This is a genomic window from Arthrobacter livingstonensis (genome assembly GCF_003219815.1).
Lineage (GTDB): Bacteria > Actinomycetota > Actinomycetes > Actinomycetales > Micrococcaceae > Specibacter > Specibacter livingstonensis.
This window is the reverse complement of record NZ_QJVD01000021.1, coordinates 21,643-36,519: the sequence shown is the minus strand read 5'-3', so window position 1 is coordinate 36,519 and position 14,877 is coordinate 21,643. Positions and strand designations below refer to the sequence as shown.

17 protein-coding genes are annotated in these 14,877 nt (G+C 61.5%); 5 read left to right on the top strand and 12 right to left on the bottom strand.

Translation table 11 applies throughout. From position 1 onward, the window contains the following. Nucleotides 1-134: 134 nt before the first annotated feature. From CVV68_RS16990 to CVV68_RS16965, 6 genes are all read right to left on the bottom strand, one after another. On the bottom strand, nt 135-1,298 hold the full coding sequence (locus tag CVV68_RS16990) for an ArdC-like ssDNA-binding domain-containing protein (protein WP_110502192.1): 1,164 nt from the start codon (nt 1,296-1,298) through the stop codon (nt 135-137). 88 nt (nt 1,299-1,386) lie between these two features. Continuing rightward, entirely contained in the window at nt 1,387-1,878 is a 492-nt protein-coding gene (locus tag CVV68_RS16985; protein ID WP_110502191.1) for a hypothetical protein, read from the bottom strand. A gap of 12 nt (nt 1,879-1,890) precedes the next feature. Continuing rightward, complete coding sequence (locus CVV68_RS16980) at nt 1,891-3,699, bottom strand: TraM recognition domain-containing protein (RefSeq protein WP_110502190.1); 1,809 nt, start codon at nt 3,697-3,699, stop codon at nt 1,891-1,893. Next, nucleotides 3,699-4,913 carry a putative type IV secretion/conjugal transfer ATPase gene (locus CVV68_RS16975; protein ID WP_110502189.1) on the bottom strand — a complete coding sequence of 405 codons (1,215 nt, stop codon included), beginning with the start codon at nt 4,911-4,913 and terminating at the stop codon, nt 3,699-3,701. Before CVV68_RS16975 ends, CVV68_RS16980 begins: the two co-directional genes overlap by 1 nt. Before the next feature lie 239 nt (nt 4,914-5,152). Then, on the bottom strand, nt 5,153-6,622 hold the full coding sequence (locus CVV68_RS16970) for an SCO6880 family protein (protein ID WP_110502188.1): 1,470 nt from the start codon (nt 6,620-6,622) through the stop codon (nt 5,153-5,155). Then, the gene (locus CVV68_RS16965) at nt 6,615-7,853 is read right to left on the bottom strand and encodes a type IV secretion system protein (RefSeq protein ID WP_170133226.1); all 1,239 of its coding nucleotides are present in this window, start codon (nt 7,851-7,853) and stop codon (nt 6,615-6,617) included. Before CVV68_RS16965 ends, CVV68_RS16970 begins: the two co-directional genes overlap by 8 nt. Between CVV68_RS16965 and CVV68_RS23585 the strand changes: the two genes are divergently transcribed. Next, nucleotides 7,828-8,097 carry a hypothetical protein gene (locus CVV68_RS23585; protein ID WP_170133225.1) on the top strand — a complete coding sequence of 90 codons (270 nt, stop codon included), beginning with the start codon at nt 7,828-7,830 and terminating at the stop codon, nt 8,095-8,097. The genes CVV68_RS16965 and CVV68_RS23585 overlap by 26 nt on opposite strands. Here the strand turns inward: CVV68_RS23585 and CVV68_RS16960 are convergent. Beyond that, complete coding sequence (locus tag CVV68_RS16960) at nt 8,094-8,384, bottom strand: hypothetical protein (RefSeq protein ID WP_110502186.1); 291 nt, start codon at nt 8,382-8,384, stop codon at nt 8,094-8,096. The genes CVV68_RS23585 and CVV68_RS16960 overlap by 4 nt on opposite strands. 290 nt (nt 8,385-8,674) lie before the next feature. Between CVV68_RS16960 and CVV68_RS16955 the strand changes: the two genes are divergently transcribed. Together CVV68_RS16955 and CVV68_RS23245 are read left to right on the top strand one after the other, a co-directional pair. Next, nucleotides 8,675-9,094: a hypothetical protein gene (locus CVV68_RS16955; RefSeq protein WP_110502185.1), complete on the top strand. Its 420-nt coding sequence runs from the start codon at nt 8,675-8,677 to the stop codon at nt 9,092-9,094. 324 nt (nt 9,095-9,418) lie between these two features. Next, nucleotides 9,419-9,823, top strand: coding sequence for a hypothetical protein (locus CVV68_RS23245; protein ID WP_146238943.1), 405 nt, complete (start codon nt 9,419-9,421; stop codon nt 9,821-9,823). A gap of 198 nt (nt 9,824-10,021) precedes the next feature. Here CVV68_RS23245 and CVV68_RS24335 read toward each other — a convergent pair whose 3' ends face one another. The 3 genes from CVV68_RS24335 to CVV68_RS16940 form a co-directional block, all read right to left on the bottom strand. After that, on the bottom strand, nt 10,022-11,053 hold the full coding sequence (locus tag CVV68_RS24335; protein WP_245933612.1) for a C40 family peptidase: 1,032 nt from the start codon (nt 11,051-11,053) through the stop codon (nt 10,022-10,024). 95 nt (nt 11,054-11,148) lie between these two features. Next, the gene (locus CVV68_RS23240) at nt 11,149-11,712 is read right to left on the bottom strand and encodes a hypothetical protein (protein WP_211320887.1); all 564 of its coding nucleotides are present in this window, start codon (nt 11,710-11,712) and stop codon (nt 11,149-11,151) included. 190 nt (nt 11,713-11,902) lie between these two features. Then, nucleotides 11,903-12,751, bottom strand: coding sequence for an RNA polymerase sigma factor (locus CVV68_RS16940; protein ID WP_170133223.1), 849 nt, complete (start codon nt 12,749-12,751; stop codon nt 11,903-11,905). Between the two features lie 327 nt (nt 12,752-13,078). Between CVV68_RS16940 and CVV68_RS16935 the strand changes: the two genes are divergently transcribed. Next, nucleotides 13,079-13,402 (top strand): ArsR/SmtB family transcription factor, encoded by a 324-nt coding sequence (locus CVV68_RS16935; protein ID WP_170133222.1) that lies wholly within the window; start codon nt 13,079-13,081, stop codon nt 13,400-13,402. Here the strand turns inward: CVV68_RS16935 and CVV68_RS16930 are convergent. Both CVV68_RS16930 and CVV68_RS16925 read right to left on the bottom strand, forming a co-directional pair. Continuing rightward, nucleotides 13,356-13,862: a helix-turn-helix domain-containing protein gene (locus CVV68_RS16930; protein ID WP_110502180.1), complete on the bottom strand. Its 507-nt coding sequence runs from the start codon at nt 13,860-13,862 to the stop codon at nt 13,356-13,358. The two genes, CVV68_RS16935 and CVV68_RS16930, sit on opposite strands and share 47 nt — an antisense overlap. 58 nt (nt 13,863-13,920) lie before the next feature. Beyond that, the gene (locus CVV68_RS16925) at nt 13,921-14,238 is read right to left on the bottom strand and encodes a hypothetical protein (RefSeq protein WP_110502179.1); all 318 of its coding nucleotides are present in this window, start codon (nt 14,236-14,238) and stop codon (nt 13,921-13,923) included. Between the two features lie 149 nt (nt 14,239-14,387). Here CVV68_RS16925 and CVV68_RS24960 point away from each other — a divergent pair, with 149 nt between their 5' ends. Beyond that, nucleotides 14,388-14,684, top strand: a complete 297-nt coding sequence (locus CVV68_RS24960) for an ArsR family transcriptional regulator (protein WP_110502178.1) — start codon at nt 14,388-14,390, stop codon at nt 14,682-14,684. The last annotated feature ends 193 nt before the right edge of the window (nt 14,685-14,877 follow it).

Below are 14,877 nucleotides of genomic sequence, written 5' to 3'. Positions count from 1 at the left end.
CGGGAGGCAATTTTCCCATTTTATGGGAAATCATTTGCCAATAATTGGGTCTCGCCCACCTGTGGGACATCCAATCCCCTGCCTAAGTGCGATATGCAGACGGCGATCGACTTATATGGACGAACCTCGTCGCCTCAGTCCAAAGCAAACCCAGTCGTTGTCGGTGACTGTGGGCCCGTGAATGGAAATACGTCGCGCTGTTCCACTGTCACTTTCGTATTCAAAGGGCCGGTCGAAAGCCGGCCGCCCAAGTCCGACGGATCGCTTACATCGAGGATGCACTTGGACGCCGACGCCACGCGACCCAGGACGGACTTGGCAATTTCGGTTCGGGACAGCAGTTTGCATCCCGCTGCTGACTGGAGGATCGAGTCGGCTTCGGCGACCAAAACGGCGTCGGCCCATCCTGCTAAATAACTGGATGATTGCGGTCCGCGGTCAATCCCGTGGGCTTTCAGGACGGTGTAGGCCACTGATTCGGCTTCCACTTCTGCCAGTCCCCGATGCTCAGTACTGCTGCCGTAGAGCTGGCCCAGCTGATCATCGGGCCCGTGAAGCATGATGTGTCCTAGCTCGTGGGCAAGGACTGCAAGCCGTTCTTCGGTATCGAGCCACTCTCCGACGCTGACGAGATGGGCCCCAAAGTTTGTGTACCCACTGGCCAGCGATCGTTGGCTATCGGAAACTTCCACGGCGAATCCACGATGCTCAGCGACATTTACCAGCGACGCCCACAGTTCTTGGCCCTCTGTAACGGATACTTTGGCGAGTTCCTCGCCCCCGCGCGGAACCAATAGTGGTTCCCCCTCCGTTTGGGACACGTCGAAGACGGCCTGGCCGCGCCAGCCAACAATTCGGGTTCGCTTGGAGATATCAGTCTCAGCAGAAATAGCAACAGAGAGTGGATTCTGGCGATCAACGTCTTCTTCCGCCGCCGCTCGGGCCGTCCGGGGCGCGATGACCCAGAGTGCGTGTTCGCCTTTGAGCACGTAGCGGCCGTGGCCTTCCCACTGTTTGTAGCCGGCTACCAAGGTTGGCGGTTCCTTGCCGCGTTCCTGCATCTGGGCCATCAGCATGGCGGCGTTGCCGCCGGAGTATCGCCAGAGGGTGGCCGAGTTATCGAGAAGTTTCTGCCACCGCCTGGGTTCGTTGACGGCTTGGTCAAGTAGGTCGACAAGTTGTTGGGTCAGCGCGGCTACCCGCTCCTCCGGTGCGAGGTGACTCGGCGCTGGCGCCGGTTGCCGGTCCCCGGGGATGATTCCGCCAACCATGTCGGACTCCAATGAATCGGCACTCATCTTCCGCCACCTCCACCACTAAATGTGTTTGCGGACTCTTTTGTCCCGCCTACATGTTCATGGTTGCCACGGGCCTAAACAGCGTGAATTAGTCAGGGGTGCCTGGCACCGAACCCAAAGTCGGTGAACCGGGTGCGCCCGGAGGTAAAACGCGCGGTACCGTGGCCCTGTGCGCCTGAAGTCCGACGCATCCAGCTGTGCGCGTGTACCCGCGCATCCGTTCAATGCTCGACGTCAACCGCTCGTGGAAAGTAATGGGACCAAAGCCGCCGTCGTCCTCCGTGTAGGACGCCTGCTCTGCACGCTGGAGGCCGTAAAGTTCCGCCACCATCTCGCTGTGCCTCCACCAGCAATCCGGCACCACCGAGGTTGGCAGGTGGTAGGTGTCTACCAGCCACTGGACCCATTTCACGAGGTGCCTCCAGACCGCATCGGCAGTGCGCGGGTCCATGTCGCGCCACCGGTAGGTCATGGGCACCCGGTTAGACCGCTTCCCTTCCGTGGAGCCAAACAGCATCGCCGCAAATTCATCCTCTGCTCCCCCACCGACGGTGTATTCGAATGAGTCTTCCTCGTCCATCACGTTCTCCTTTCAACCCTCTGATTCAGCCGTATGGCTGGCTTCCTGGCGTAGGCGGTGCCCTTCGGCGAGTTCGAGTTCGGTCTCAGCCTTGGACAGTCCAAGCTGTGCTGCGTCCTTGCGTTTATGCCATTCCCGCAGGTCCAGCAGGATCGGCCGTGTCCGCCGGCCCAGCATGATGGCCGTTCCAACGGGCAGCCTGCGAATCTCGTGCAAGGGAATGACCGGCGCCTCACGAACTTGCTCGCCGTCCTGGCGGCCTTGCGACGACCAGGACCGGGTATTGACCGTGGTGCTGCGTTCGCCGATGAGCCCGGCCAAGGCGCGGAGGTCGCGTTCGTCGGAGCCTCCGCCGAAAATGATCTTGATGATGGCGGCGTCCCAGATGGTGGCCGCCTCGTCGATGGACCAGCCCGATCGCGCCTGTGACAGGGATTGCAGGACGACGATGGTGGAGATGCCGATGCCACCGCCGTCGGACAGCACAACGGGAAGTCCCGGCCATGGCGAGAGGTTGGCGATCTCGTCCAAGATCAGCGACAGCGGCGGGTCCAGCCGACCGCCAGGGGCAACGAACGCCATTTCCCGGGCTGCATGGTCGATGTCATCGATCAACGCCGAGAGGTACGGGCCGGCCGCAGCCGCACCAGATTTGGTGCCGATCAAATAGAGCGTTCCCCGCTGGCGGATGAATTCCATCGGATCAAACTGTTCGGTGTCTCCGTGTGGGTCCAGGGCCGCCAGGACTTTCGGGGAGGAAAGGGGTGCGACGGCGGCGCTGACGCCGATCCAGGAATTGGAGGTGTTGCGCGGGTCGTCGTCGATAATACCCATCAGGTCCGCCTGCCAGCCAAGCGCGGCCTCCGGCCGACCGAGTATCTCCAACGCCTCCTTGGCTAGGACAGGGCTGGAGGACCACCGCCGGAACGCACGCACGCCGTCGCCAGAGAGGGCCGCGGCGTGCAGCAGGCACTGCAGGACGATGACTGCGCGTTTTTGCCACGCCGCGTTTTCTCCCTTGAATTCGGTGTCGGCCGTGATGACCAGGGCCCGGCGCGTGGCCATGTCGGGATCCTCGCACCCCCGAACGGGCGACCACCGGAGCGTCGTGGGCAATCCAGACATTCCTTGTGGGTCGAAGACAGTCACCGGCCTGCCGCCGGAGGCACGAGCCTTCATCGTCACCACTAGGTTGTCCGCCCGGGTCGACGTCGTAACCACGGCGCCCGGAGCGTCGAGGATGGCGTTGATGATCAGGTACAGCCCCTTGCCGGATCGAGGGGCTCCCTGGATGACCATGGATTCCTCCGTGGACACGTGGACGGTGACGCCACGGGACCGTCCCACGGTCCAGGAAACTTCCTCCACGCTCGGTTTGGAAAGGCCTGGACGCGTGAACTCCCCCCGTTTGGCCACAGCCCTTGAGCCGAAGTCGCGCACGATCTCCGCGCGCCGGGCCACACCATCGCGCCCCAGGATGTCCAGCCGCAGCCACGAACCGGACTGCCGCCAAACCCGCCACGAAAAGTACCCGGCCGCCACGAGAGTCACCAGGCCTGCGATCGCAGGCCCAATAAGAATCCACACGGATCCAATGCCGACACCGCATGAAGCCGGTGCACCGACGATCCAGTCCATACGGCCCATGAACAATCCAATGCCTGCAGCCGGGCTGAACGTCCAGGGAGCAGCGGCGTGGCAGCCCCATCGCACAACCGTGGCGGCCGCAGCCTGGACAAGGCAACTAAATCCCAGATACAGCGCGACGGCGATCAGCGCTGCGTTGAGCATCGGGTTGCCGTCATCCAATCGGCGGGACATCAGCGCATCCCCTCATCGGTGCCGAACACTTCCAGTTCGTCGGTGGTGATCCGATTGGCGACGATGAACGACCGGTTGCCAACCTTCCAAAGCCCCATGCCCTTGGGCAGGTTCTCGACATGCTCGCATTCGGCCTCGGTGAGACCCAGCGCTTCCTTGGTCAGGCGCATGGCGTCGTGCTTTTGCCGGTAAATGATGCGGGTGTCGGCTTCCGTCAGCAGGCCCAGCGCTTTTTGGCGCAGCCCGCTGGTGCCGTCACCGATCTCGTTGAGGTCGGCCACCTTGTGCATGATCAGGAGGTTGGCGATCCCGTACGTGCGCGCGAGCCGCCATTGCTCACTCATCTTGGCCAGCATGTAGGGGTCCGCGAGCATGCGCCAGCCCTCGTCGTAGACCACGATCCGTTTCGCGCCGTCGGGATTAGTCACGGCCGCCTCCAGCCAGGTTGCGCCGCAGGCGGCGGCCAGCGACAGCGCTTGTTCGGATGCGCCGATCAAGGCGGAGGTGTCCATGACCATGATGGGTGCATCCGCGTCAAAGGCAACTGTCGACGGCGCATCGAACATACCTTCGAGGTCGCCAGCTACGGTGCGCCGGAGTGAATGTCCGACGCCGTTTCCTCCGTCGCGCCCGACCAGCGCCACTGTCTCTGGGCTGGGGTTGAGCAGGTGGTCCAGCACCATGGGCAACGTGGGTGTGCTGTTGGCTGCCACGGCTTCAGTCAACGCCATGTCCAGCGCGGTGTGTTCGACAGGGCTCATGGGCTGGCCTTGGCGCATCAGCGACACCAGTGCGACGAGCAGGTGCCGGCGGCGTTGCCGGACGACCGCGCGCCACTGCTCATCAGATAGCAACAGGGACCTAGGACCGGCGTCCAGCGGGTTCACCCGGGCCGGCTTGCCTGGTCCGACGGAAATGACCTTCCCGCCCAGCGCCTTGGCTACGGGCACCCACTCCCCCTTCGGATCCGACGCCACGGCCGCCTTGCGCCCCAGCGTTACCGACCGGGCGACCAGAGACTTCCCGCACATGGACTTACCAGTCCCCACGGTTCCGATGACCACGATGGAGGGACCGCTGATCACACCTTTGTCGTAGAGAATCCATGGATCGTAGGAGAATGCGCCGGAGCCGAAAACGTCCGTGCCGATATAGGTTCCCTCATGTCCTAACCCTGATTCCGTCAGGAACGGATAGGCCGCGGCAAACGTCATGGTCGATGCCCTGTGTGGGGCCGGGCGGAGGCGATGCGGCCCGCGGAGCGATGCAGCGTCGCGACTCCCCCAGTCCCCCTGCGAGCGCGCAACCGAATTCTCACCATCGGGGTGTACCAAGCTGTTCCAGAGCGAAGCATTCGGTGAGTCGGAAAGAGCAGGTTTGTTGCGCCGTCGTGCGTTCCGGTCAAGGCGTGATTCCCCGGAGGGCGTGAAGCCCACATGCTGGGCGTGCTTGCTCATTTCAGTCCCCTTCCAAGGGGTAGGGCGCCCGCGACGAAGGCGGGCCATTGCTGGCCGGCAAGGAGCCGCAGTTCGACAAAGGCGCCGGCGGCCGCGGATTCAAGTTCCTGCCTGTAGCGGGCCAGGTCATCAAGGTTCTCGGCGGTGATGGTGACGTAGGCGGCGGGGCGGACGTCGCCATGCCCGGCGACGATCTCATCCTCGCGCTGGGCAACTTCCTCCTCCTCGGCCCGCTGCTCCCGGGTAAGTGGCCGGTCGAAGCGGGCGTTGACGCGTCTCCGGGTGTCATGGGCCTCGTGGGCGGAGCGGATGTCGCGGAGCGCCTGTTCGGTCGGGATGGCACGGATGACCTCCGTGACCGTGTGGCGGAAGTCGCCCACATACACCAGCGGGTGCATGAATCCGGGGAACACACTTTGACGCGGCCATTCCGCGATCCAGAAGGTTTGGTGGAAGCCGGAATCGGTGCGCAGGTAGGACCAGTGTTCCTCCACAGCCATGGGTCCGCCACTAACGACCATGCCCTCGGTATGTTTACCCGCGGCGACAGCGGCGAGCCTCGGAACTGCCTGGGGGTCAAAGGCACCGCGCATAACCGCGGTGAGCTTGTTTTCCGGCAGCCATTCGTCGACGGTGACTCCGTGGGTCTTCAACCCCGTGGTGAGTGCCTCAACTTCCGAGCCGACCACATGTGCCAGACCTGCGGCGGCCCCGCCTGCGTCGCGGATCCGCCGTCGCGCCCTGGCCGTGTCAATGACGAGGCAGACGAGCAGTTCGTGGCTCATCGCAGAGCCGGCCGCGGCAATCAGGTCCAGATAGGACTTGTCGCCCCAGTTGACCTCGTTAATGCGCGAGGGAGACTTGCTGCGATCGTAAAAGTCCCGGAGCGCGCTGGACGGGTACGGGACGGTGTAATCCTGCACGGCAATCCGGGCGACGGCCTGCCGCTGTGCCATGGCGGTCTGCACCCTCGACCACGCTTTGACGGCGTATGCCTTGTCATCGTCATCGAGCAGGGCGAACGAGGTGGTGCTGCAGCGTAGAATGGCCACGGCCTCATGGCCCTGGCGGTCGACAACGTATGCAGTCCCCGCCTTCGTTTGCCTCAACTCCAACGTCCCCAAACCCCCCGGGAGCGCGAGCTGACCTCTGGTTTGGGGCTGCTCCGGCTTAGCAAGGTATTTGGTCTGCCCCGTCTGTTGCCGCCACAGGAACACGGTGGCCGCGTAGGCCCACAGCGGATAGGGAATCCTCGAATATTGCAGGACGCCGAAAAGCACCAGCCCAAGCCACAGGGGCGTAGTGACGATGAGGGCAGGCGGCCCTCCCGTGGCGGAGGCAACGGTGGCTGCGACAACGCCGACGGCCACAAGCCCCAGCTGGTACCACTGCAGGCCCATAAAAAGGCCGTGGCGCTCATACCGGGGGAACTTCACCGGCTGCAGGGTGCGGGTATTTTCAGACATCGTTGTCCCTTTCCGAGGTGGTGTTTTGAGGGTGCGAAACTGGCGGGGGCTGCGGGATGGGCGGCTGCGGCCGAGGTCCCGATGCCGGACGCGGCGCCGGGGTTGGCGTTGGGACCTGCGCTGGCGTGGGGACCTGCCGTTGCCCTGCTGATCCACTCTGGGGTTGCGGCGCTCGCAGTCTTGACTCCGCCTGAGGCTTGGTCGCATCGGACCCCGTCCCGGTGTTGCGTCCGCCGGGCGACGGTGCGCTTGGGTCGCGATGCGGCGTCCCGGCGCGCTTGACGTACGGCTGGCCGTAAGTCTTTGTTTCAGACCCCGGCGGCCGGTTCGGCGCGCTGGGAGTCACCTGGCCGGCGTCGTGCTTCACAGGCTGCTGGCTGATATCGCCAACATCCACAGGTGACTTGACCTTGGGCTCGGGCGACGACTGGATCGGGGCTGGACCTTTGGACCCGATGCTCGCCAGGGACAGTTTGCCGCCCATCTGCCTGCCGACCTGCCGAGCCGCGAAACTGCTGCCGCGCGCAAGGACGTGCCCGCCGCCAGCAACTTGCGCGGCCGCAGCCAACTCACCGCCGGCAAAGCTGACCAAGCGCAATGCCATCAGCGGCGCGGCGCACGCCAACGCCATGCCGACAGCTCCCGAAGCCAGGCCCGCAAACGACGTCGAATTCGCAAACAGCTTGACCGCTACCGCCAAGACCGTGGCTGCCAGCGGCTTGGCGATGAGAAGGGCGACGACGGTCTCACACCAGCGCCTCGTCCACGACTTGGTGCGCTCCCATGGCATCAACATGATGGCAACCGGCGCCGTGGCGGCCAGCACGAGAAGCGCGAAGGACCTAAAGATCATCGAGCACATGAGAATGAACGACATGACCCACACGAGGGCCACCGCAGCGACCGTGACGATGACCGGGCCGGCCGGACCAGACGCTCCCGGGCTCACCATGGATGTCAGGTCCCACTGCCGTCCCGAACCTGCCGGGGCGCGCTCGAAACCGAAGAGCCGCATGAAGACGAGGTAGGGGTCTGACCCCAGAGTGGCCAACAGGGCGCTCGATGCCGAATCCGTGAACTGCGTCAGTTTCTGCATCAGGCTGACGGCGCCAAAGACAACGGGTACGGCAATCCCGCCGGCAATCACGGCCCGGCCGATGCGACGTGGCTGCTGGCTGATCATCCCGCCGAGGAGCTGGAGAATCATGGCAACCACCAGCGGCGTCATCATGACGATGATCCACCAGTTCGTCATCCCACTGACGGTTGCCCAATCCGATGGACCGATGTCTGACACTCCGAAGGCCCCGGAGATGAACGACCACATCCAGGAAGCCATGTTTGCCAGGATGCTGGCGAACATGTCGGTGATGGTTTGGGTGGCGGTGTCCTGCGTCTGCGATATCAGGCCGCAACCCGGTGGCCACCACCCGCCAGCGGAGCATTTGACCGTGGGCAGCATTGTGATGGCCTAGAAGCCGAGGTGGAAGGCTGTTTGGGACCACAGGATGTAGCCGTTGATGCCGCCCAGGATGGCCGCAACCGGGCCGGTCCATAACAGGATCATGCCGCCGCCGGACGCCAGCCGCGACGACTGGCTCAATTTGCCGGCCAGCAGCATCGCTGCACCCAGAATGGCGACTATCGCGATGATGATGAAGGCGCCGACCAGGATTCCGCCGCCGATCTCCTTCAGCGACTCAAGGAAGGGAAAACTTGTATTGGGTGTGATGCCGGGATCGACCGGCGCAGCCAGGAACATGGTGGACTCCTATCATTGCCTTCCCACGGCTGTGGGGAGCGTTCACCTGTTCATGGTTGCTGGAGAGCTAAACGACGTGAGGAGAAGGTGACAAGTACAGGAGGCCTGATTCTCGCAACTCACCCATTGCGGGAACGACTCACTTCAATCGTGATCAAAATGTTAGATCTGCGCAGAAACGTTCAGGGGTAAAAGACTCTCTCCAATCCAGTATCCTTCGATAGGGGATCTTTCTGTGTGTTAGCTGGAGGGAGCCTGACCACGCACTTTGAATAGGAAGACAGCCAACCATGGAGATTCTGGACATCAACAAGCCAGTACAACCCGATTCGCCAAAGAAACCGACCAGGCTCAGGAAGGGCGTAAAGATTGCCATACTGGCGACGTCCGGAGTCGCAATATTTGCACTCGGCATCGGAACAGGCTTTGTAGGAACGCAGCCAAAGGTCATTGAGGTCACGAAGACTGTTGAGGTTAAAGTACCTACGACACCCTCAGAGTGTTTAGACGCCCTCGAAAAGGCCAACGACGTTATGAACGTCACCGGCAGAACGATCACCTTATTTCAAGCCGCCGTCCAGGACGCGGCTGCGCAAAACGTAGCTAAGCTGCAGTCGGGCGTAGCGGAGAAAGATCGCTTGTACGAAGAGCTCTCGGCAGAAATGGCTAGCTATAAGTCGTATCTTCAAGCATGCAAAGCTCTTCGATAGTTCAACTCTGCAGTGTGGGCATCAGTGCGTCCTGGGAGCATCAAAGGCCAGTAGCCCGACAAATACTCAAGCACGAAAAGCGGCCAAAATTCAACGTCGAAAAGGTTGCACTAGTAGTTTCATTCCAGGTCGATCAAATGCTCTTTGAATTCAAATTCGAATGCAAAACGTTTACATACTAAATCGTATGTGAATATCTCGATTTCCCTGCGTGAAGTAAATCCGGTCGCTGAGAGAATCAGCAACGTCAAGATACGTTAACTGCACCAATTAGCCAAACACACGCATGACTCAAACCATCGAAGCAACGCAACAAGAGGAATTATGAAAAGGACATTCACACTATTGGCTATTTTGTGCGCGATGACACTGTCTGGTTGCGGCTCGGCGACCAAGGCAAGCGAGGTAACTACTTCAGTAGCCTCGAGCTCGACCTCCGAGGCTACTGCGACATCGAAGAGTCCAATCGTCATCTCCGAAATGGCAACATGTAGCTTATTAGTTGGAGTGAATGAAGACGGACCTTTGATTCGCTATGTTACGGGGATAGCTTCAGTAGACCCAACCGACACCACCGCAATACAAAAACTCCGCGATGACCGGGACGAAGTCACGGCCGCTGGGGAGCATGCCGGTCCTGAGATGAAACTTCTGATTGAAACCTTATTTTCAGAAGACATGAACGATTTCAAAGCAGCAGGAACAGAACTGCTAACGCGGTGCAAATAGGTTGCTTAATCACCTTCATCGGGAAAGCTAATTCGGATCGATACATTTTTTTGAGATGTGAATTCAAAGGTTCGTTTGCATGTGCATTCCCGGACCCAGTATTCAGCAGTGCTATTTATTCCAAAGCCGGGCTACAGCACGAAATTAGTCGTAGCCCGGCTTAGCCCACATCTTCTGCTGATAACTGCGGCCTTGTAGTTAGCCAGCAGGTAAAATCCGGAAGTACTGGGTCCTGACGTTCCATGCCACCGGGTGCAGCAACGTTCCTACCGTCGGGTTGAGCGCGCTGAACATCATCCCACTGCCCACGTAGATCCCCACGTGACCCCAGTGATTGGGTCCGTCGGGATTTTGCACAACAAGGTCGCCTGGAAGCGGCATCGAGGTGGGCTTGCCGGCGGCCCATTGTTCGGTCCGCGGCAGCTGGATTCCAACGCGCGCGTACACCCACTGAACATAACCCGAGCAGTCCCATGCCTTGAATGCGGTACCGCCCCAGACATAAGTTCCGCCGACGCCTTGTTCGGCGTAGTGGATGACATGGCGACGCAACAGGCTCAAGTTGACCGGCAGTGCTGGCGCCGATCCGCCGCCAGCACCGGGTGTGCATTTCTGCAACCCGGCACCAGACTTGAGCGCTTCGACCACGGCGTGCGCTTCCGGTTCCCACTGTGCGTAGAGCTCTGGAAATGCCGATGCCTGGACCGCCTGAGCGGCAGCACCCTTGTTCATTGAGTCCCAGCCATGAATGTCTAGCAATCCAGCCGGCGACCCATGATTCGGCCCCATGGAACCACCAAAGAACGCCTCCGCGTCGTAGACGGGGTTCATCAACTCAGCCACACTCCCCCAGCCAGCCGACGACCGCTGTTGGGCGGATCCAAGCGAATCGTGGTCAACGCCAGCGCCGTCGTGCGCGTACGCCATGGAACCCGCAACGGAGGGGTTCGCCAGCACCCGAAGACCCGATTCTTGCAAGGACATCATGATGGCAATTTCCAGGGCCGCATCCGGAAGACCCAAGGTCTTGCCTACCGAAATGTACGCGCGTGCCACCGCAACCTGCGCGACGCTGAGAACAATCGGAGCTCCCGATGCCGAGGGGACCGACAACCCCGGTCCGACCGGGGCCGCCGTGTCCGCACCGGTCGGCGCAGTGGTGAGGCACGCCGTCGTACTTCCCTGGGCGGCGGTCGTCGCCACCAAGGCCAATCCGCCACACATGACCATGATCAGCACCGGAACCAAGACCCCAACTACCCCGGTTATGAGACGAAGAAGCGCCCGGCGCTTGGCCACGGCCAGCAACACAGCCGGGACGGCCATCAGTACACGATCCTGCTGGCCGAGGCATAGAAGCCAACCATGGCGCAGTGGTCTGCCGGCGCCGTGGCCGCCGGAGGACAGTTGACCATGACGCTGACCGGCACCGTGTACGCATTGCTCCCGCCCGTCTGGTGCTCTGCCACCTTCAGCGTGAAGGTGCACACGTGCAGACCTTCCCACGGCGCAGGGTTCTGCTGAACCTGGGCCAGCTGCCCGTCGCAGACCGCCGTGGAAACCGACGCCGTTCGGAACGCATGCATGCCGGACAGGGACGCAAAGGACGCTGCCGTGACACCCGTGGCCTGGAATTCCTGGGCCATGACAGTGAGCGGATTTGATCCGTCCGGCAGCACGTCCCACCACGAACGCAGGCGCTCATAGACCTCCGAGTATGTTGAGGACCGCGCGTCCCACGTGTAGATGGCCCGCGCCGCCGCCTCCGCCAGCGTGCGGTAGTTCGTGGTCCTTGGTTCCCCCGCCCCCAGAACAGGTGCAGCTTGTGGCGGTGGAGGCACGACGGCGGCCACTCGGGTGGACTGTGGCGTCGCCGTGGTTGTGGTCACCGTAGGCGACTCCCCCGGCTGAGCCCTCGTTGGCGATCGAGATGCCAGGACCACCGCAACCATTGCGAACAGGGCAATCCCCACCAGCAACGCCAGCCAGAGATGCCGGCGTCCCGCCACACGGCGAAGTAGATTGCCAATCATGTACATGGGAGGCCCCTTTCACCCTGTTCATGGTTCTCGAGGGTCTCTACGACGTGAGTGCCGTGCTTCCGGCCCAGAACTCCTCGGAAGCGGCCGAGTCCTCAAAGTGGCCTGCCGCCGCATGCTCGAGAATGTCGAGTGCTGCGATATACAACCGGCGCGCATGGCCGATCTTGCCTTCCAGGTACCTCCAACGGGCGCCAGTTTCTGCCGAGAGTTCCATGAGTCCGGCCGTTCGCTCGGCACCACGAAGTCCCGTGAGCACCAGTCGTTCGGCGACCACCTGCAGCAAAGGAGTGGGCAGGCAACACACCGCCGTGGCTATGGTGGTCGGTTGATCACAAAGCGTCGCAGGCTCCACTTCAAGGGCGGCCTTCACGGTGAAGGCCATTTGGCGAACAATGGTCACTGCCTCCCAGCGCTTGCGCTCCTCCCAATCCGGGTGGTGGGCTTCGTGCCGTTGTCGGGGCGCCGTCAGACACTCGACAGCCCAGCCCCACTTCTTGGCCGAGACGTGCTGGCGGACTGCCGTGATGATCTCTTCGGCCCACTCGTGCTCAGCAACCCGCTCCATGCTTTCGGTCGTTGCAAAGTCAACGGGAGAGACCATGGATCCGTCCGGATCGGCCATCAGCGGCAGCCACGGATGGGCCAGTGTGCGGCGGACGTGGTCCGCACACAGGTGAACTGCGATGCCCTGGACCCATCCGCCAAAGGCGGTCCCGGGCAAATGACGGTATTGCTGCTTGACCAGCCCCTCCCAGGCCGCAATGCGGACGTCCTGCATGACATCCTCGACGTCGTCGAGACGGCCTAGCCGAAGCAGCCTGGCCCGTACGTAGGGGCGAGTGTTTTCAACGGCCATCATCAACTGGTCAATCGGAATGTCCGGCACCGGAAGAAATTCCAGCGATGCATCGATACTGCTTCGGCAGTTAGTTTGATCTGAATCTTTGGACTTGAGGCCCATCATCTTCACCGGCTTCTTGCTGTGGTGATTATCGACGAGCGGCGTCGTTACTGGCGCCGTTGTTGGAGCTTCCGTCCATACGAATATGTCCCTCAACGGAAGCGAGCCGGACTCCCCCAGCTCTGAAGCGAGCCTCCATGCACTCTGGCTGCCTGCCTCGGCTTGTAGTTCTCCCTCAATTGTTGGAGCGAACTAAGTTATTGTCAAGATAGTTTCGTCCCATTGTGGACAACTATGGGGCAGAATGGTGCCATGCCACACATCACCCAGCCCGAAGATGCCGAGTGGTCCCCGGAGATCGAGGCAGCTGTTACCACTTTTGGCAACAGGGCCCGCAATGAAATCCTGCGCTATTTGGCCCACCACGGACCGGCAACCCGAGGTGACATCGTGGCGGCGGTCAGCTCAGAAGCGCCCAGCGTGGCCAAGCACCTCCTCGTCTTGGAAGAAGCCGGCGTGATCAAGGCCGATGTGGAACCCGGCCACCGGCACGGTAGGGCGCCACGCTACTCAACGAACAAAGCCCGCATCAGGGAATTGATGGCGGCCCACCGCCGCTATCTTCTTGATCTGTAGCTGGAAGCTGCTTCCCGAACGAGTGACCGACGATGTCTTTGTTCAGATATTCAGTGATCACCCTGAGCGTTTCAGGCGAGACCTCACCCAATGCACGGGCGGCGAACGACTTCACCTTGGCAGCCCTCAGTGCCTTGAGGAACTCCAGCCGGGAGTCGATGAGCTCGGGCAATTCCGGCCCCTGACTGCCAAGCAGGTAGTCCGGGTCGACACCGAAGACCTCGCTGATCGCGGCCAGAAGTTCCGGGTCCGACACCAGGTGTCCAGTGCCGTCCTTCATGTATGACCACCGTGCCCGCGACAGTCCGACGCCACGGGCGGCCAGTTCTTCCTTAAGCTCCAAAAAAGTCAGCGGCTCACCCCGCTCTTCAGCAGCGACATCGAGCAGGAGATTCAGTCGACGTGCGAGAAGGTGCTGGGCGGATGGGGCCGACTCCGCCTCGTTCTCGTTGTCTGGCAATTCCGACTCCCACCGATGGACATCTCCTGGCGGCGCACCAGTGTGGTTCTGCGCGCCCTTACTGCACCCCAGTATTGCGCGAGGTCCGCGTCATCGCAATACGCCGTTCGATCGCAGAACCCACGGCGGTCATCAGCAGCAGCTCGGCATTGACCTTACCTGCCCATGGTTTGAGTCGTGCCGCACAGACATAGGCGGCCAGTCCGTCCACGTCCAGCGCCTGGACGGCATCAAGGTGGTAGGAAATCTCCGCCACGACGTCGGCAAGAGCGCGGAGAAATTCAACGTCATCGTCTTCGCCTCGTTGCCAATACCGTTCACTCCTCATGACTTCAGCGGCCTGACGAAATGCCCTGACCTGCGGATGCTCATGCATGGCAAATTTCCTTCCACGGGGAGGGAATCAGCCACTGTAAAGTACGCGACTGGTCCTGTACCTGTACATAGTTCGCAGCAGCTCTTCCGACGTGAGCGATATAGGCGTACATTGGACCAGTTGGACATGTCCACCTCGAAAACGTACTGATGGCGCAGCGAAGGGCGGCTCCCGTCATGTCAAGAATATTGTGCACATCCTCAAGCGCCAGGCTGCTACACCTGCTGGCAGCCAATGGGCCACAGGATGTCGGTGCAATCTGCAAGGCCCTGAAGCTGAAGCCAGGCCGGGTTAGACACCAACTATGGGGACTCCTGCGTCTTGGATTCGTGATCCGCACAAGTTCGCGCGCAAATGCGAGTCCATGGCGATACGCGGCCAACCGAGGTCAGGTAGACCAAGGACTTCTAAAACTCCTGGTGGACTTCGGTGCTGGTCCCGAATAGGCCACTAGGCCGAACATCGCTAGATACGCGTCTCCGGGGTGGCACCGATGTTCGCGCCCTCAGGAATCTCTTCAGGAATTAGTCTCTGCAATGTGGGCTCGAAGCTGCAGAAACAGTCTTACCATGGGAAGCAGCTCCCAAGTACAAGGTCCGGTCGGCGAAGGTCGACCGGCCGTCGGTCTCACTTTTGGAG